This is a genomic window from Citrobacter enshiensis (assembly GCF_029338175.1).
Lineage (GTDB): Bacteria > Pseudomonadota > Gammaproteobacteria > Enterobacterales > Enterobacteriaceae > Citrobacter_D > Citrobacter_D enshiensis.
The window spans coordinates 4,550,454-4,569,694 of sequence record NZ_CP119862.1; the positions used below are offsets into that span (position 1 = coordinate 4,550,454).

Here is a 19,241-nt window from a genome sequence, read left to right on the forward strand (position 1 = left end):
GCTCAAAGAGCGCCTTATGAGTGGTAAGGAAAGTAGATGTTTTATGAATTAATCTGCGTCATATCCCAGATTTGGTGCTAACCAGCGCTCGACCTCGGCAACCGGCATACCTTTGCGCAGCGCATAGTCCTCCACCTGATCGCGTTGAATCTGCGCGACGGCATAGTACTTGCTATCCGGATGGCTGAAGTACCAGCCCGACACCGACGCCCCCGGCCACATGGCGAAAGATTCGGTGAGCTTCATGCCGGTGTGTTTTTCCACCTCCAGCAGTTCCCAAATTGTGCCTTTCTCCGTGTGTTCAGGACAGGCCGGATAGCCTGGAGCCGGGCGGATACCCTGGTAGTTTTCGCGGATCAGCTCCTCATTGCTGAGGTTCTCGTGGGCCGCATAACCCCAGTAGACTTTACGCACGCGCTCATGCAGATATTCCGCGAAGGCCTCCGCCAGACGGTCGGCAATCGCTTTCACCATAATCTTGTTGTAGTCGTCGTGTTGGGCTTCAAATGCATCGGCCAGCGCATCTTCTTCCAGCCCACCGGTGACGGCAAAGGCACCGATGTAATCCGCTTTACCACTCAGTTTCGGCGCCACAAAGTCAGACAAGCAGTAGTTGGCGAAACCCACTTTCTCGGTTTGCTGGCGAAGATGGTGGCTGACCGCTTGCACATGAGTACGCGTCTCGTCACGATAGATTTCGATGTCATCACCGACGCGGTTCGCCGGGAACAGCCCCACCACGCCGCGCGGGTTAAGGGATTTCTCCGCACTTAACATATCGAGCATATCGTTGGCATCTTTAAACAAGCGCTGCGCTTCCTCACCCACCACTTCGTCTTCCAGGATGCGCGGATATTTACCGGCCAGCGACCAGGTCATAAAGAACGGTGTCCAGTCGATGTAATTGCGCAGGGTTTCAATACTGGCTTCGACTTCCTGTACGCCCAGACGATGCGCCACCGGCGGCGTGTAGCTTGCCCAGTCGAACGCCAGATCATTGTCACGCGCTGCCGCCAGCGTGACCGGCGGCGTGCGCGGTTTCTTGCGCCCGTGTTGGATACGCACGGTTTCGTACTCTTTGCGGGTACGGGCGACAAAGTCATCACGCTGCGCGTCGGAGAGCAAGGCCGCCACCACGCCAACAGTACGCGACGCGTTCTGCACATAGACCGTCGGACCGCTGTAGTTCTGCTCGATTTTCACCGCCGTGTGCGCTTTCGAGGTGGTCGCGCCGCCAATCAGCAGCGGAATGGTAAAGCCCTGACGCTCCATCTCCTTCGCCACGTTGACCATCTCATCGAGCGACGGAGTAATCAGCCCGGAAAGACCAATCAAATCCGCGTTCACTTCTCTGGCGGTTCTGAGGATTTTCTCCGCCGGAACCATCACACCCAAATCAACAATTTCGTAGTTATTACACTGCAACACCACGCCGACGATGTTTTTACCGATGTCGTGCACGTCGCCTTTTACGGTGGCGATGACCATTTTGCCGTTGCTGGAGCCTTTCTCTTTGCTGGCCTCAATATACGGTTCAAGGTAAGCCACCGCTTGCTTCATCACGCGGGCGGATTTCACCACCTGCGGCAGGAACATTTTCCCTTCGCCGAACAGGTCACCGACCACGTTCATGCCATCCATCAGCGGGCCTTCAATAACTTCAATCGGGCGTGCCGCCTGCTGACGCGCTTCTTCGGTATCCAGCTCAATGAACTCGGTGATCCCTTTCACCAGTGAGTATTCGAGGCGTTTTTTTACGTCCCAGCTACGCCATTCGGCCTGCTGAGCGTTAGCAGAATCATCCGTTTTGCTGCCACGGTATTTCTCAGCCAGCTCCAGCAGACGTTCGGTGCCGTCGTCACGACGGTTGAGGATCACATCTTCAACCGCGTCGCGCAGGTCGGCAGGCAAGTCGTCGTAAATCGCCAGTTGTCCAGCGTTGACGATCCCCATATCCATCCCGTTACGAATGGCGTAATAGAGGAACACGGCGTGAATCGCTTCGCGTACCGGGTCATTTCCACGGAACGAGAACGAAACGTTAGAGACACCACCGGAGATCAACGCATGCGGCAACTCGCGTTTAATGTCTTCGCAGGCGCCAATGAAATCCTGCGCGTAGTTGTTGTGCTCTTCGATACCGGTCGCCACCGCGAAGATGTTCGGGTCAAAGATGATATCTTCTGGCGGGAAACCGACCTCTTCGGTGAGGATTTTGTACGCCCGACGGCAGATCTCGATTTTGCGCGCGCGGGTATCGGCCTGGCCCTGTTCATCAAAGGCCATCACCACCACCGCCGCCCCGTAACGACGCAGCAACTTCGCTTGATGGGTAAAGGTCTCTACCCCCTCTTTCATCGAGATGGAGTTAACGATGCCTTTGCCCTGAATGCACTTCAGCCCTTTTTCGATGACCTCCCATTTCGAGGAGTCGATCATGATCGGCACGCGAGCGATGTCCGGCTCTCCGGCGATCAGGCTAAGGAAACGCACCATCGCCGCTTCGGCGTCAAGCATCCCCTCATCCATGTTGATGTCGATAATCTGTGCGCCGCTTTCCACCTGCTGCAACGCCACTTCCAGCGCTTCGCTGTATTTCTCTTCTTTGATCAGGCGCTTGAATTTAGCGGAACCGGTCACGTTGGTCCGTTCGCCCACGTTGACAAACAGGCTGTCCGCGCCGATGTTGAGCGGCTCAAGCCCGGCAAGACGGCAGGCCACCGGAATTTCCGGAAGCTGGCGCGGCGGTAACCCTGCAACCGCACGACTCATCGCCGCAATGTGTTCCGGCGTGGTACCGCAGCAGCCGCCGACGATATTCAGGAAGCCCGCTGTCGCCCATTCGCGAATCTGAACCGCCATGGTGTCAGCATCAAGGTCATATTCGCCAAAGGCGTTCGGCAGTCCGGCGTTCGGGTGCGCGGTAACATAGCATTCGGCAATACGCGACAGCTCCTGCACATACTGGCGCAGTTCGTCCGGCCCCAGCGCACAGTTGAGGCCAAAGGTGAGCGCTTCGGCGTGGCGCAGAGAGTTGTAGAACGCTTCCGTCGTTTGGCCGGAGAGCGTGCGCCCGGAAGCGTCGGTGATGGTGCCGGAGATCATAATGGGCAGTTCAACGCCCAGCGCTTCAAATTCTTCTTTCACCGCAAAAATAGCGGCTTTGGCGTTGAGCGTATCAAATACGGTTTCAATCAGGATCAGGTCACTACCGCCCTCCACCAGCGCTTTGGTGGATTCACGGTAAGCCGCCACCAACTGATCAAAGGTGATATTACGGAATGCCGGATCGTTAACGTCTGGCGAGATGGACGCCGTGCGGTTGGTTGGGCCGAGAACACCCGCCACGTAGCGTGGTTTTTCCGGCGTGCGCGCCGTCCACTCGTCGGCGCAGGCACGCGCCAGTTTTGCTGCGGCAAAGTTGATTTCCGCTGACAGGGATTCCATCTGGTAATCCGCCATCGCGATGGTCGTGGAGTTGAAGGTGTTGGTTTCGATGATATCCGCGCCCGCTTCAAAGTAGGCGTTATGAATCGCGGTTATCACCTCCGGTTTGCTCAGCACCAACAGATCGTTGTTGCCTTTGAGGTCACACGGCCAGTCGGCAAAGCGTTCGCCGCGGAAATCCTCTTCACTCAGACGATAGCCCTGGATCATGGTGCCCATACCGCCGTCCAGCACCAGAATACGTTCTTTTAACTGCTGACGTAATTGTTCAACTTTGCTGCTCACACTCGCTCCCGACAACGCTCAACCCAGACCAGAAATGGCCAACAAACCATACTGGCACAAACTGATGTGACGGAAAAGCAAACAGCGGGCAACATGAGACATGTTCAGCTTCACTCATCCGATCAGTACAGGAATTCTTGCATTATAATTAAATAAAACGAAAATGATTTCCACGATACAGAAAAGGAGACGGCTATGGTTGCCCCCGTTCCCGCAAAACGCGGTAGAAAACCCGCGGCTGCTACGACCCCCGCGACCGGACAGGTTCAGTCTCTCACCCGTGGACTGAAGCTGCTGGAATGGATTGCTGAGTCTAACGGTAGCGTTGCGCTGACCGAACTGGCGCAACAGGCGGGTTTACCGAATTCAACCACTCACCGTTTATTGACCACCATGCAGCAACAGGGATTTGTGCGCCAGGTCGGTGAACTGGGCCACTGGGCGGTAGGCGCTCATGCGTTTACCGTTGGCAGCAGTTTTTTACAAAGCCGGAATCTGCTGGCAATTGTTCATCCGATCCTGCGCAAGTTGATGGAAGACTCCGGCGAAACGGTCAATCTGGCGGTGCTTGACCAGAGCGACCATCAGGCGATTATCATCGACCAGGTACAATGTACCCAGCTGATGCGTATGTCTGCGCCTATCGGCGGCAAACTGCCGATGCACGCGTCCGGCGCGGGTAAAGCATTCTTATCGCAGTTGAGCGAAGAACAAGTCACCGGCTTACTGCACCGTAAAGGGCTGCACGCTTATACTCATGCCACGCTGGTGTCGCCCGTGCATCTTAAAGATGACCTTGCCCAGACGCGTAAGCGCGGTTATTCGTTTGATGATGAAGAACATGCGCTGGGTTTGCGCTGCGTGGCATCGTGCATTTATGACGAGCATCACGAGCCGTTTGCCGCGATTTCCATCTCTGGGCCGATTTCGCGCATCACCGATGACCGGGTGACTGAGTTCGGTGCTATGGCGATTAAGGCTGCGAAAGAGGTGACGCTGGCGTACGGCGGATTCCGCTAAGTCGGGTAAAGCGTTTTAAGCCGCCATCCGTCGACCAAATACCTGATGGCGCCACGCTTATCAGGCCTACGGATGACTTATCCGGCCTGATTATAGCGCACGCTAAACCGCTGACGGCGGCGGTAGGCGTAAACATCTTCCACGTGCCCCTCACGAATTCGTGTCTGTAATGCACGCCAGTAGTCGGCGCGAAACAGGTCAGCGTGCATCTCTTCAAACAGCGGCCCAATTCTGGGGTCTGCACAGAGCCAGTGACGAAACTCCTCCGGAAAAACATCGCCCGGCGAAACGCTGTACCACGGTTCGCTGGCCAGCTCATCTTCCGGATAACGCGGCGGCGGAATAGTGCGGAAATTCACTTCCGTCATGTAGCAAATTTCATCGTAGTCATAGAATACGACGCGCCCGTGGCGGGTGACGCCGAAGTTTTTAAACAACATGTCACCGGGAAAAATATTGGCGGCAGCAAGCTGGCGGATCGCGTTGCCGTACTCCTCAATCGCGTCACGCAGCTGTTGACCTTCCACCTGCTCCAGCCAGATATTGAGCGGCACCATACGACGTTCAATGTACAAATGACTGATGACAATGCGATCGCCGAGATCGGTGATTTTCTCTGGCACCTCCTGCATGAATAGCGCCATTAATGCCGGATCAATTTGCCGCTTCTCAAGGACGAAATTCTCAAACTCCTGGGTGTCCGCCATACGCCCCACGCGGTCATGTTCTTTAACCAACTGATAGCAGGCGCGCACGTGGGCGGCAGACATCTCTTTTTGTGGAGCAAATTTGTCTTTGATGATTTTAAAAACCCGGTCGAAGCCCGGCAGGGTAAACACCAGCATGACCATGCCGCGTATGCCTGGCGCTTCAATAAACGACTCATCGCACTCTGCCAGATACCACAAGTACTCACGGTAGCTTTCGGTTTTCGCATGTTTCTGGCAGCCGATCGCCATATACAGCTCCGCGGTTGTTTTGCCCGGCAGGATCTCTCGCAACCATTCAACCAGCGCGGCTGGCAGCGGCGCGTACACCATAAAATAGGAGCGGGCAAAACCAAATACGATGCTGGCTTCCGCCGTGGTGGTCAGGCAGGTATCGATAAACAACTCGCCTTCATCGGTGCGGTGAATCGGCAGCAAAAAAGGCAGCGTGCCTGTCGGGGTCATCAGCTTCCCCACCAGCCAGGCGGCTTTGTTGCGGTAAAACAGCTCGTTTGCCACCTGCAGATGACAATGGTGCAGCCCTTCCGCGCCGCAGGCCTCTGTCAGATGCTCAATGATGTAGTGAATATCACGACTTTTGTTCTGCCAGGGTAAGCGAAGCGGAAGATCGCTCAGCACGCGCGTTAATAGCGGTTCCCAACCATTCACAGGAAAAAAATCTTTTGCCAGCGGACGAGGAATCGTGCGGAAACGGCGTTCCGGCTGAGAACTAAAAATAAATAACCGCTCGGGGGTCAGTGAGCGGTGGTCAAATAACCGGCAATAGACAGAGTTAAAAAAGCTCTCCGCAATTTCGAAGCGCGGGTAATCCGGCAGCAGCCGGGTGTAATGTTCTTTGACGCACAGCAAAAACGCCGCATCGGCACTTTTGCCGCCAGTAATACAGCGCAGCTGTTCCACGACCAGACCCACATGGTGATCGTAAAGGTGGATACGGCTTTTCATTGCCTGCTGCACCGCATGCCAGTCGGCCTGTTCAAAGCGCTGTTGAGCGCCGGACGTCACTTCCAGAAATCGACCATACTGCGCGTCAAAGCCTTGCAGGATGGTTTGAGCAATCAGTAATTCCAGGCCACGCGACATATTCAACCTCGTTCAGTGCACGATGTTGCCGGATGGCGGTGCAAGCACCTTATCCGGCCTACAGGCTGTCGTAGGCCGGATAAGCAAATGCGCCATCCGGCTTGCGCTACATCAGAACTGAGATTCTTCAGTGGACCCCGTCAGTGCGGTGATCGAAGAGGTGCCCCCCTGAATAATGGTGGTAACTTTATCGAAGTAACCGGTACCCACTTCTTGTTGGTGCGAGACGAAGGTATAGCCGTCTTTGCCTGCGGCGAACTCCGGCTGCTGGACCTTCTCGACGTAGTGCTTCATGCCTTCACCCTGCGCATAGGAACGCGCGAGGTCGAACATGTTGAACCACATGCTGTGGATACCTGCCAGCGTGATGAACTGGTATTTGTAGCCCATATCCGACAACTGCTGCTGGAAGCTGGCAATCGTTTTGTCGTCCAGCTTCTTCTGCCAGTTAAATGATGGAGAACAGTTGTAGGCCAGCAGTTTGCCCGGATACTTCGCATGAATGGCATCGGCAAAACGTTTAGCCAGTTCGAGGTCTGGCGTAGAGGTTTCGCACCACACCAGATCCGCGTACGGCGCATAGGCCAGGCCACGGCTGATCGCCTGTTCGATACCGGCGTGCGTGCGATAGAAACCTTCACTGGTACGCTCACCGGTAATGAATTCGCTGTCATAGGGATCGCAGTCTGAGGTGATCAGGTCTGCCGCATCCGCATCGGTACGGGCAATCACCAGCGTCGGTACGCCCATCACGTCGGCCGCCAGGCGCGCAGCCACCAGTTTTTGAATCGCTTCCTGCGTCGGCACCAGAACCTTACCGCCCATGTGACCACATTTCTTCACTGACGCCAGCTGATCTTCGAAGTGAACAGCCGCTGCACCGGCCTCAATCATCGATTTCATCAGTTCAAATGCGTTCAGCACGCCGCCAAACCCGGCTTCCGCATCGGCGACGATCGGCAGGAAGTAATCCACATAGCGAGGATCGTTGGGTTCAATACCGGTGGACCACTGGATCTGATCCGCACGACGGAAAGTGTTGTTGATCCGATCCACCACGGCCGGGACGGAGTTCGCCGGGTACAGTGATTGATCCGGGTACATGCTCGACGCCAGGTTGGCATCCGCCGCCACCTGCCAACCAGACAGATAGACCGCTTCAATACCGGCTTTCGCCTGCTGCAATGCCTGACCACCGGTCAGCGCGCCGAGGCTATTGATGTAGCCTTTTTTCGATTCGCCGTGCAGCAGACGCCACATTTTGGCGGCACCCAGCTGTGCCAGCGTGCATTCCGGATTGACCGAACCGCGTAATTTCACCACTTCCTCCGCGCTATAAGGGCGACGAATGCCTTCCCAGCGCGGTTGTGTCCATTCTTGCTGTAATTCTTCGATTTGTTGAGTACGGGTTTTCATGTGCAGATGCTCCATATTATTTTCCTGGCTTCCCAGGCGTTATTGGTGAAAGCAGTTTGGTCACGGGCAGTGTGAGCACTGCCCGGGTACAAAATGGCGAACAAAATAACCAGGGTATTTACGCCAGCAGGCGGTAGCCTGGCAGGGTCAGGAAGTCGATTAACTCCTCAGAGGTGGTGATCTGCTCCATCAGACGTGCGGCCTCATCGAAACGCCCGCTGCTAAAGCGGTGCTCGCCCAGCTCTTCCTGAATCACCAGCATCTCTTCTGCCAGCATCTGGCGGAACAGCGCTTTAGTGACGGCTTTGCCGTTGCTCAGGGTTTTCTCGTGATGGATCCACTGCCAGATAGAGGTACGGGAGATTTCCGCCGTCGCGGCATCTTCCATCAGGCCGTAAATCGGTACGCAGCCGTTGCCGGAGATCCACGCTTCGATGTACTGCACCGCCACGCGAATATTGGCGCGCATCCCCTCTTCAGTACGCTCACCTTCACAGGGCGCCAGCAGTTGTTCTGCGGTAATCGGCGCATCGTCATCACGCGTGACGAACAGCTGGTTTTTATGCTCGCCGAGGATTTCATCGAACACCGCCATCGCGGTATCCGCCAGGCCCGGGTGAGCAACCCAGGTGCCGTCGTGGCCGTTATTGGCTTCCAGCGATTTGTCCGCTTTTACCTTGTTGAGTACCTGATTATTGCGTGTGGCATCTTTGCTCGGAATGAATGCCGCCATGCCGCCCATCGCAAATGCGCCGCGCTTGTGACAGGTTTTGATCAGCAGACGTGAGTAAGCGCTGAGGAACGGTTTGTCCATCGTCACCACCTGGCGGTCTGGCAGTACACGATCCGGGTGATTCTTCAACGTTTTGATATAGCTGAAAATGTAATCCCAGCGGCCGCAGTTGAGACCGACAATATGGTCACGCAGCGCATGCAGGATTTCGTCCATCTGGAACACTGCCGGCAGCGTTTCAATCAATAACGTCGCTTTGATGGTGCCCCGCGCCAGATTAAAACGATCTTCGGCATAGCTGAACACTTCACTCCACCACGCCGCTTCCTGCCAGGCCTGGGTTTTCGGCAGGTAGAAATAGGGACCGCTGCCTTTTGCCAGCAACGCTTTGTAGTTGTGGAAGAAATAGAGGGCAAAATCAAACAGGCTGCCCGGGATCGCTTCACCGCGCCAGGTGACATGTTTTTCCGGTAAATGCAGGCCGCGCACGCGGCAAATCAGTAACGCAGGATCGGGTTTGAGCTGGTAGATTTTTCCAGCTTCATTGGTGTAGCTAATGGTGCCATTGACCGCGTCGCGCAGGTTAATTTGGCCATCAATGACTTTATTCCAGTCCGGCGCCAGGGAATCCTCAAAATCCGCCATGAAGACCTTCACGTTAGCATTCAGGGCGTTAATCACCATTTTGCGCTCAACAGGACCGGTAATTTCTACGCGCCGATCTTGTAAGTCCTCGGGAATCCCACGAATTTTCCAGTCACCATTACGAATGGAAGCCGTTTCCGAAATAAAATCAGGCAACTTACCATTGTCGATATCCTGCTGTTGCTGGATACGTGCGGCCAGCAGTTTATTACGCTTCGGCGTAAACCGCGTCACCAGTTCGGTCAGAAACTCCACCGCTTCTGCGGTCAAAACGTGCTTTTCTTGCTCACCATATGGCCGGGTAAACAGCAATTCGTCAGTTGTCGTTACCTGTTGATTCATTGTGCAGCTCCTCGTCATGGATCCGAATACTTCCCCCAATGCGAACGAAGGATCGTTGTGTGGTTTTCGTTCAGCACAACTAAGACTACTCAATTAAAAATCAAAATCAAAAACAATTTCCATTTTTAATTTAATTTATAATTAACCTATTGATAACAATAAAAATAAAATTCAATTACACTGTGAGGTGCATTTCGGAAATAAAAAAGGCACCCGAAGGTGCCTGATTCAACATGCTGAAACGCTTTAGGATCGTTAGCTGCAGAAGATTAATCCAGTGTTGGATTCATGTGACGCAGATCATATGGCGTGATCTGATAGACGTAATAGTTGAGCCAGTTGATGAACAACAAATTGCCATGGCTACGCCATGTTGCGCGTGGTCTGTTTTGTGGATCGTTTTTCGGGAAATAGTTGTACGGTACATCCGGGTTTAGTCCCGCCTCAACATCCCGAAAATATTCACTGCCCAGCGTATTCGCATCGTATTCCGGATGACCCGTCACAAAGGCAATGCGCTTATCTTTACTGGCAAACAGGTAAGCATCGCCATCCTCGGTTTCAGCCAGGATCTCGAGATCGGTATAATCACGGATCAGTGCCGCCGGGAAATCCGCATAGCGTGAATGCGGGGCGAGAAACGAATCATCGAATCCGCGAGTCAGCAACGCATGAGGATGAAGAATATGGTGCTCATAAACACCAGAAAGTTTATCTGTGCGCGTCTGCTTCGGGATCCCGTAGAGGATATTCAGCGCGGCCTGTACTGCCCAACAGACAAACAACGTCGAGGTGACGTGATCCTTCGCCCATTCCAGTACCTGCCTGATCTGCGGCCAATAAGCGACGTCATTAAATTCAACCAGACCCAGCGGCGCGCCAGTCACAATCAGACCATCAAAGTTCTGATCGCGGATATCTTCAAAGTCACAGTAAAAGTTATTCAGATGTTCCGCTGGCGTATTACGCGACTCACGAGCATCAATACGCAGTAATTGAACATCAACCTGAAGCGGTGAGTTCGACAACAGACGCAGGAACTGGTTTTCCGTTTCAATCTTCTTCGGCATCAGGTTGAGAATAAGCACCTTCAGAGGGCGAATTTCCTGACCGGAAGCGCGAGACGTCGTCATCACAAAGACGTTTTCCTCACGCAAGAAATTGACGGCGGGCAGCTCGTCCTGTACGCGAATCGGCATAACCTGATAACCTCACTACATACGTTTAAACGTTTAGACATCCAGATAGCTGAAGATACCCAGGAATTGCACGGATGTCGAGCCTGCATGCTAAAGGTGAGAAAGTTTCACGACGGTATCTACGATAAAATATAAGCATAAATAAAAGGAGAAGATATGGTTATTAGCATTCGCCGGTCGCGGCGTGATGAAGGCGAGAAATTGATTGCCATCTGGTGTCGCTCAGTCGATGCCACACATGATTTCCTGTCAGCGGAATATCGCGTTGAACTGGAAGAGCTGGTCAGTTCGTTTTTACCGGAAGCACCATTATGGGTAGCCGTGACGGAACGGGATGAACCTGTAGGGTTTATGCTGCTCACCGGCGAACATATGGATGCGTTATTCGTCGATCCTGATGTTCGTGGTTGTGGCGTGGGGAAATGGCTGGTTGAGCATGCGCTGGCGCTGGCTCCCGGGTTAACGACCGACGTTAATGAGCAAAATGAACAAGCCGTTGGGTTCTATAAGAAGATGGGATTTACAGTGACGGGACGTTCAGAGGTTGATGATCTTGGAAAACCGTATCCGTTATTGAACCTGGCGTATGCCGGAGAATAAGAAGTTTAGTACGGTTTGTATTGCCGGATAGCGCTGCATCTGCGGTTCTCTGTAACCCACAGGCCGGATAAGGCGTGCAAACGACGCTATCCGGCATTTTTCACAAACCGCAGACGCAAAAAAGCCCATCCGTCAGGATGGGCTTTTCACTTGTTTGATGCCTGGCAGTTTATGGCGGGCGTCCTGCCCGCCACCCTCCGGGCCGTTGCTGCGCAACGTTCAAATCCGCTCCCGACTCCATAGTACTCGTATCATCCTGATACTCGCCCCTGCGGGGCCGCCGTAAACGGCGTTCAAAATCGTTCCCGACGATTTTGTCCTGCTCCGGAGAGCTTTCACCGACAAACAACAGATAAACAAAAGGCCCAGTCTTTCGACTGAGCCTTTCGCTTTGATTGATGTCTGGCAGTTCCCCTACTCCTCGCATGGGGAGACCCCACACACTACACATCGGCGCTACGGCGTTTCACTTCTGAGTTCGGCATGGGTCAGGTGGGACCACCGCGCTACAGCCGCCAGGCAAAATTCTGTTCTATTAACCCGCTTTTCGCCGGTTAATCTTATCTGTATCAAGCTGAATCTGATGTCTCTTCGCCAAAAACACCTTTGGCGTTGTAAGGTTAAGCCTCACGGTTCATTAGTATCGGTTAGCTCAATGTATCGCTACACTTACACACCCCGACCTATCAACGTCGTAGTCTTCAACGTTCCCTTCAGGAGACTTATAGTCTCAGGGAGAACTCATCTCGGGGCAAGTTTCGTGCTTAGATGCTTTCAGCACTTAATCTCTTCCGCAATTTAGCTACCGGGCCAATGCCATTGGCATGACAACCCGAACACCAGTGATGCGTCCCACTACGGTCCTCTCGTACTAGGAGCAGCCCCCCTCAATCTCCAGCGCCCACGGCAGATAGGGACCGAACTGTCTCACGACGTTCTAAACCCAGCTCGCGTACCACTTTAAATGGCGAACAGCCATACCCTTGGGACCTACTTCAGCCCCAGGATGTGATGAGCCGACATCGAGGTGCCAAACACCGCCCGTCGATATGAACTCTTGGGCGGTATCAGCCTGTTATCCCCGGAGTACCTTTTATCCGTTGAGCGATGGCCCTTCCATTCAGAACCACCGGATCACTAAAGACCTGCTTTCGCACCTGCTCGAGCCGTCACTCTCGCAGTCAAGCTAGCTTATGCCTTTGCACTAACCTCCTGATGTCCGACCAGGATTAGCCTAACCTTCGTGCTCCTCCGTTACTCTTTAGGAGGAGACCGCCCCAGTCAAAACTACCCACCAGACACTGTCCGCAACCGGATTACGGGTCTACGTTAGAACACCAGCCATTAAAGGGTGGTATTTCAAGGTTGGCTCCATGCAGACTGGCGTCCACACTTCAAAGCCTCCCACACTATCCTACACATCAAGACCAGTGTTCAGTGTCAAGCTATAGTAAAGGTTCACGGGGTCTTTCCGTCTTGCCGCGGGTACACTGCATCTTCACAGCGAGTTCCAATTTCACTGAGTCTCGGGTGGAGACAGCCTGGCCAATCATTACGCCATTCGTGCAGGTCGGAACTTACCCGACAAGGAATTTCGCTACCTTAGGACCGTATAGTTACGGCCGCCGTTTACCGGGGCTTCGATCAAGAGCTTCTCCTTACGGATAACCCCATCAATTAACCTTCCGGCACCGGGCAGGCGTCACACGTATACGTCCACTTTCGTGTTTGCACAGTGCTGTGTTTTTAATAAACAGTTGCAGCAAGCTGGTATCTTCGACTGATTTCAGCTCCACGAGTAAATCGCTTCACCTACATATCAGCGTGCCTTCTCCCGAAGTTACGGCACCAATTTTGCCTAGTTCCTTCACCCGAGTTCTCTCAAGCGCCTTGGTATTCTCTACCTGACCACCTGTGTCGGTTTGGGGTACGATTTCTGTGTTACCTGATGCTTAGAGGCTTTTCCTGGAAGCAGGGCATTTGTTACTTCAGCACCGTAGTGCCTCGTCATCACACCTCAGCGTTAATAAACGACCGGATTTACCTAATCGTTCCGCCTACATGCTTAAACCGGGACAACCGTCGCCGGCTAACATAGCCTTCTCGTCCCCCCCTTCGCAGTAACACCAAGTACAGGGAATATTAACCTGTTTCCCATCGACTACGCCTTTCGGCCTCGCCTTAGGGGTCGACTCACCTGCCCCGATTAACGTAGGACAGGAAACCCTTGGTCTTCCGGCGAGCGGGCTTCTTCACCCGCCCTTTATCGTTACTTATGTCAGCATTCGCACTTCTGATACCTCCAGCAACCCTCACAGGCCACCTTCAACGGCTTACAGAACGCTCCCCTACCCAACAACACATAGTGTCGCTGCCGCAGCTTCGGTGCATGGTTTAGACCCGTTACATTTCCGCCGCAGCCGACTCGACAGTGAGCTATTACGCTTTCTTTAAATGATGGCTGCTTCTAAGCCCAACATCCTGGCTGTCTGGTGCCCTCTCCACATCGCTTTCCCACCTTAACCATGACTTTGGGACCTTAGCTGGCGGTCTGGGTTGTTTCCCCTCTTCACGACGGGACGTTAGCACCCGCCGTGTGTCTCCCGTGATAACAATCTCTTCGGTATCGCAGTTTGCATCGGGTTGGTAAGTCGGGATGACCCCCCTAGCCGAAACCAGTGCTCTACCCCCGAAGATGAGTTCCACGAGAGCGCCTACCTAAATAGCTTCGGGGAGAACCAGCTATCTCCGGTTTGATTGGCCTTCTTCACCCCCCCAGCCACAAGTCATCCGCTAATTTTCAACAACTTAGTCGGTTCGGTCCCTCCCAGCTTAGTGTTACCAACCTTCAACCTGCCCATGGCTAGATCACCGGGTTTCGGGTCTATACCCTGCAAACTTAACGCCCAGTAAGACTCGGTTTCCCTTCGGCTCCCCCCCCCCACCTATTCGGTTAACCTTGCTACAGAATATAAGTCGCTGACCCCATTATACAAAAAGGTACGCAGTCACACCCCATAAAGAGGCTCCCCACTGCTTGTACGTACACGGTTTCAGGTTCTTTTTCACTCCCCTCGCCGGGGTCTTTTCCGCACCTTTCCCCTCACCGGTACTGGTTCACTATCGGGCAGTCAGGAGTATTTAGCCTTGGAGGATGGTCCCCCCCATATTCAGACAGGACTACCACGTGTCCCAGCCCCTACTCTTCGAGTTCACAACACATGCAGTTTGGTGTACGGGACTATCACCCTGTACCGTCGGACTTTCCAGACCGTTCCACTACCACACATGCTGATTCAGACTCTGGGCTGCTCCCCGTTCGCTCGCCGCTACTGGGGGAATCTCGGTTGATTTCTTTTCCTCGGGGTACTTAGATGTTTCAGTTCCCCCGGTTCGCTTCATTACGCTATGTATTCACGTAATGATAGTGTGACGGATCACACTGGGTTTCCCCATTCGGAAATCGCCGGCTATAACGGTTCATATCACCTTACCGACGCTTATCGCAGATTAGCACGTCCTCTCATCGCCTCTGACTGCCAGGGCATCCACCGTGTACGCTTAGTCGCTTAACCTCACAACCCGAAGGTGTTTCGTAAAACACATCGTGTTGCGAAAATTTGAGAGACTCGAACACACCGCTTATCTGTTCTTATTACGGAGAACAGACACAGTGTGTCGTTTCAATTTTCAGCTTGATCCAGATTTTTAAAGAGCAAATATCTCAAACATGACTCGGAAGTCAGTTTTGAGATACTGAGGCAGGTGACTTTCACTCACGAACCCAGCAAGTGGCAGTCCCCTAGGGGATTCGAACCCCTGTTACCGCCGTGAAAGGGCGGTGTCCTGGGCCTCCTAGACGAAGGGGACACTTAAGTCTCACATCGCAAGACCGCCTTGCTATTTACTTTTCATCAGACAATCTGTGTGAGCACTACAAAGGCAGGTTCTTTAAGGTAAGGAGGTGATCCAACCGCAGGTTCCCCTACGGTTACCTTGTTACGACTTCACCCCAGTCATGAATCACAAAGTGGTAAGCGCCCTCCCGAAGGTTAAGCTACCTACTTCTTTTGCAACCACTCCCATGGTGTGACGGGCGGTGTGTACAAGGGCCACGGGAACGTATTCACCGTGGCATTCTGATCCACGATTACTAGCGATTCCGACTTCACGGAGTCGAGTTGCAGACTCCTCGATCCGGGACTACGACATACTTTATGAGGTCCGCTTGCTCTCGCGAGGTCGCTTCTCTTTGTATATGCCATTGTAGCCACGTGTGTAGCCCTACTCGTAAGGGCCATGATGACTTGACGTCATCCCCACCTTCCTCCAGTTTATCAATGGCAGTCTCCTTTGAGTTCCCCGGCCGAACCGCTGGCAACAAAGGATAAGGGTTGCGCTCGTTGCGGGACTTAACCCAACATTTCACAACACGAGCTGACGACAGCCATGCAGCACCTGTCTCACGGTTCCCGAAGGCACTAAAGCATCTCTGCTAAATTCGTGGATGTCAAGAGTAGGTAAGGTTCTTCGCGTTGCATCGAATTAAACCCACAATGCTCCACCGCTTGTGCGGGCCCCCGTCAATTCATTTGAGTTTTAACCTTGCGGCCGTACTCCCCACGGCGGTCGACTTAACGCGTTAGCTCCGGAAGCCACTCCTCAAGGGAACAACCTCCAAGTCGGACATCGTTTACGGCGTGGACTACCAGGGTATCTAATCCTGTTTGCATCCCCACGCTTTCGCACCCTGAGCGTCAGTCTTTGGTCCAGGGGGCCGCCTTCGCCACCGGTATTCTCCAGATCTCTACGCATTTCACCGCTACACCTGGATTTCTACCCCCCTCTACAAGACTCTAGCCTGCCAGTTTCGGATGCAGTTCCCAGGTTGAGCCCGGGGATTTCACATCCGACTTGACAGACCGCCTGCCGTGCGCTTTTACGCCCAGTAATTCCGATTAACGCTTGCACCCTCCGTATTACCGCGGCTGCTGGCACGGAGTTAGCCGGTGCTTCTTCTGCGGGTAACGTCAAACGACACGGTTATTAACCGTATCGCCTTCCTCCCCGCTGAAAGTACTTATACAACCCGAAGGCCTTCTTCATACACGGCGGCATGGCTGCATCAGGCTTGCGCCCCATTGTGCAATATTCCCCACTGCTGCCTCCCGTAGGAGTCTGGACCGTGTCTCAGTTCCATGTGTTGGCTGGTCATCCTCTCAGACCAGCTAGGGATCGTCGCCTAGGTGAGCCCGTTACCCCACCTACTAGCTAATCCCATCTGGGCAACATCCGATGGCAAGAGGCCCGAAGGTCCCCCTCTTTGGTCTTGCGACATTATGCGGTAATTAGCTACCGTTTCCAGTAGTTATCCCCCTCCATCGGGCAGTTTCCCAGACATTACTCACCCGTCCGCACTCGTCACCCAAGGAGCAAGCTCCTCTGTGCTACCGTTCGACTTGCATGTGTTAGGCCTGCGCCAGCGTTCAATCTGAGCCATGATCAAACTCTTCAATTTAAGTTTGATGCTCAAAGAATTAAACTTCGTAATGAATTACGTATGTTCACTCTTGAGACTTGGTATTCATTTTTCGTCTTGCGACGTTAAGAATCCGTATCTTCGAGTGCCCACACAGATTGTCTGATAAATTGTTAAAGAGCAGTGCAACGCGGCTTTCGCTCACCGTTGCGAGGTGGCGTATATTACGCTTTCCTCTTTCAGAGTCAACCCTGATTTTCAGGATTTTTCTCTTCAACCGAACCGGCTGTTTGTGTGAAGTTGATTCACATCCGCCGTGTCGATGGAGGCGCATTATAGGGAGTTCTCTGGCGCCCGCAACCCTTAAATGACAGAAAAATGACTGACTGCTGCATTCCACAGCAAAACCCCGCCTTATACCCATTTACACACAGAGTTATCCACAAAAGACCCGATCATTTCTGCGATCTTCTTTCTATATGTACGATCTTCAGTGAGCGAAAGTGGGGTCAATATTGAAAAAGAAAAATTCGCGAGCGTTGCGCAAACGTTTTCGTTACAATGCCACCGCCAGACAAGGATGCCCCGTAAGGGGCGTTAGCTGAGTTTTTCACGAAAAATTCAGCTAACGCTCTCTGTAATCGTCAAATCCAGGGGATTTACCATGCAACAACGTCGTCCAGTCCGCCGCGCTCTGCTCAGTGTTTCTGACAAAGCCGGTATCGTCGAATTCGCCCAGGCACTTTCCGCACGCGATGTGGAGCTGCTGTCCACAGGCGGTACAGCCCGTCTGTTAGCAGAGAAAGGTCTGCCAGTGACCGAAGTTTCCGATTACACCGGTTTCCCGGAGATGATGGATGGACGTGTGAAGACCCTGCATCCAAAAGTCCACGGCGGCATTCTCGGTCGTCGCGGCCAGGACGACGGGATTATGGAACAGCACGGTATCGCCCCCATTGATATGGTGGTCGTTAACCTTTATCCGTTCGCTCAGACCGTTGCCCGTGAAGGCTGCTCACTGGAAGATGCGGTAGAGAATATTGATATCGGCGGCCCGACCATGGTGCGCTCCGCCGCCAAGAACCATAAAGATGTCGCCATCGTAGTAAAGAGCAGCGACTATGACGCCATTATTAAAGAGATGGATGCCAACGACGGTTCTCTTACCCTCGACACCCGTTTCGACCTCGCCATCAAAGCGTTTGAGCACACCGCCGCCTATGACAGCATGATCGCCAACTACTTCGGCAGCATGGTTCCGGCCTACCATGGCGAAAGCAAAGAAGCCGCTGGTCGCTTCCCGCGCACCCTGAACCTCAACTTCATTAAGAAGCAGGATATGCGTTATGGTGAAAACAGCCACCAGCAGGCGGCCTTCTATATAGAAGAGAATGTGAAAGAAGCCTCCGTTGCCACCGCAACCCAGGTTCAGGGGAAAGCCCTCTCTTATAACAACATCGCGGATACCGACGCAGCGCTGGAGTGTGTGAAAGAGTTCGCCGAACCCGCCTGTGTGATTGTGAAGCACGCCAACCCATGCGGCGTCGCCATCAGCAACTCTATCCTCGACGCTTACGATCGCGCATACAAAACCGACCCGACCTCCGCATTCGGCGGCATTATCGCCTTTAACCGCGAGCTGGATGCAGAAACCGCGCAGGCCATTATCTCCCGTCAGTTTGTCGAAGTGATCATTGCGCCGTCCGCCAGCGAAGAAGCATTGAAAATCACCGCAGCCAAACAGAACGTGCGCGTACTGACCTGCGGCCAGTGGGCTGAGCGTGTTCCGGGCCTCGACTTCAAACGTGTGAACGGCGGTCTGTTGGTTCAGGATCGTGATCTGGGGATGGTCGGCGCGGAAGATCTGCACGTGGTCACCCAACGTCAGCCGACCGAACAGGAACTGCGTGACGCGCTGTTCTGCTGGAAAGTGGCGAAATTCGTGAAATCCAACGCCATCGTCTATGCCAAAGGCAATATGACTATCGGTATCGGCGCGGGCCAGATGAGTCGCGTTTACTCAGCGAAGATTGCAGGCATCAAAGCGGCCGACGAAGGTCTGGAAGTGAAAGGGTCATCGATGGCCTCTGATGCCTTCTTCCCGTTCCGCGACGGTATTGACGCTGCAGCCGCGGCTGGCGTGACCTGCGTCATTCAGCCTGGCGGTTCTATTCGTGATGATGAGGTGATTGCCGCCGCCAACGAGCACGGTATTGCGATGCTCTTCACTGACATGCGCCACTTCCGCCATTAATTCACGGAGC

Annotated in this window: 8 protein-coding genes, 1 tRNA gene and 3 rRNA genes; 3 read left to right on the forward strand and 9 right to left on the reverse strand. The window is 53.6% G+C overall.

Annotated elements, in window-relative coordinates:
• Positions 1-48: 48 nt before the first annotated feature.
• Positions 49-3,732: a methionine synthase gene (metH, locus tag P2W74_RS21655; protein WP_276293186.1), complete on the reverse strand. Its 3,684-nt coding sequence runs from the start codon at positions 3,730-3,732 to the stop codon at positions 49-51.
• A gap of 195 nt (positions 3,733-3,927) precedes the next feature.
• Here metH and iclR point away from each other — a divergent pair, with 195 nt between their 5' ends.
• Positions 3,928-4,752, forward strand: a complete 825-nt coding sequence (gene iclR, locus P2W74_RS21660) for a glyoxylate bypass operon transcriptional repressor IclR (protein WP_276293187.1) — start codon at positions 3,928-3,930, stop codon at positions 4,750-4,752.
• A gap of 77 nt (positions 4,753-4,829) precedes the next feature.
• Here the strand turns inward: iclR and aceK are convergent, their stop codons facing one another.
• From aceK to metA, 4 genes are all read right to left on the reverse strand, one after another.
• Entirely contained in the window at positions 4,830-6,563 is a 1,734-nt protein-coding gene (gene aceK / locus P2W74_RS21665) for a bifunctional isocitrate dehydrogenase kinase/phosphatase (RefSeq protein WP_276293188.1), read from the reverse strand.
• Between the two features lie 111 nt (positions 6,564-6,674).
• Entirely contained in the window at positions 6,675-7,979 is a 1,305-nt protein-coding gene (aceA, locus tag P2W74_RS21670) for an isocitrate lyase (protein WP_276295251.1), read from the reverse strand.
• A gap of 118 nt (positions 7,980-8,097) precedes the next feature.
• Positions 8,098-9,699: a malate synthase A gene (aceB, locus tag P2W74_RS21675; RefSeq protein WP_276293189.1), complete on the reverse strand. Its 1,602-nt coding sequence runs from the start codon at positions 9,697-9,699 to the stop codon at positions 8,098-8,100.
• Positions 9,700-9,968: 269 nt separating this feature from the next.
• Positions 9,969-10,898: a homoserine O-acetyltransferase MetA gene (gene metA / locus P2W74_RS21680; RefSeq protein WP_276293190.1), complete on the reverse strand. Its 930-nt coding sequence runs from the start codon at positions 10,896-10,898 to the stop codon at positions 9,969-9,971.
• Positions 10,899-11,054: 156 nt separating this feature from the next.
• Between metA and P2W74_RS21685 the strand changes: the two genes are divergently transcribed.
• Positions 11,055-11,498: an acetyltransferase gene (locus P2W74_RS21685; protein ID WP_276293191.1), complete on the forward strand. Its 444-nt coding sequence runs from the start codon at positions 11,055-11,057 to the stop codon at positions 11,496-11,498.
• Between the two features lie 400 nt (positions 11,499-11,898).
• Here P2W74_RS21685 and rrf read toward each other — a convergent pair.
• From rrf to P2W74_RS21705, 4 genes are all read right to left on the reverse strand, one after another.
• A 5S ribosomal RNA gene (rrf, locus tag P2W74_RS21690) occupies positions 11,899-12,018 on the reverse strand.
• A 96-nt stretch (positions 12,019-12,114) separates the two neighbouring features.
• Positions 12,115-15,073: ribosomal RNA gene (locus P2W74_RS21695) — 23S ribosomal RNA — on the reverse strand.
• A gap of 221 nt (positions 15,074-15,294) precedes the next feature.
• Positions 15,295-15,368, reverse strand: a tRNA-Glu gene (locus tag P2W74_RS21700).
• A gap of 87 nt (positions 15,369-15,455) precedes the next feature.
• Positions 15,456-17,016 (reverse strand): 16S ribosomal RNA (locus tag P2W74_RS21705).
• Together the 16S, 23S and 5S rRNA genes with 1 tRNA gene alongside form the textbook arrangement of a ribosomal RNA operon.
• 625 nt (positions 17,017-17,641) lie before the next feature.
• On the opposite strand from P2W74_RS21705, the gene purH reads away from it, so the two are divergent.
• Positions 17,642-19,231 (forward strand): bifunctional phosphoribosylaminoimidazolecarboxamide formyltransferase/IMP cyclohydrolase, encoded by a 1,590-nt coding sequence (gene purH / locus P2W74_RS21710; RefSeq protein ID WP_276293192.1) that lies wholly within the window; start codon positions 17,642-17,644, stop codon positions 19,229-19,231.
• Positions 19,232-19,241: the final 10 nt, after the last annotated feature.

Bases quoted from the DNA above. Each gene is read 5' to 3' on its own strand.
- aceB (WP_276293189.1), bottom strand. From the start codon at position 9,699: ATGAATCAACAGGTAACGACAACTGACGAATTGCTGTTTACCCGGCCA.
- iclR (WP_276293187.1), top strand. From the start codon at position 3,928: ATGGTTGCCCCCGTTCCCGCAAAACGCGGTAGAAAACCCGCGGCTGCT.
- metA (WP_276293190.1), bottom strand. From the start codon at position 10,898: ATGCCGATTCGCGTACAGGACGAGCTGCCCGCCGTCAATTTCTTGCGT.
- P2W74_RS21685 (WP_276293191.1), top strand. From the start codon at position 11,055: ATGGTTATTAGCATTCGCCGGTCGCGGCGTGATGAAGGCGAGAAATTG.
- purH (WP_276293192.1), top strand. From the start codon at position 17,642: ATGCAACAACGTCGTCCAGTCCGCCGCGCTCTGCTCAGTGTTTCTGAC.
- aceA (WP_276295251.1), bottom strand. From the start codon at position 7,979: ATGAAAACCCGTACTCAACAAATCGAAGAATTACAGCAAGAATGGACA.
- aceK (WP_276293188.1), bottom strand. From the start codon at position 6,563: ATGTCGCGTGGCCTGGAATTACTGATTGCTCAAACCATCCTGCAAGGC.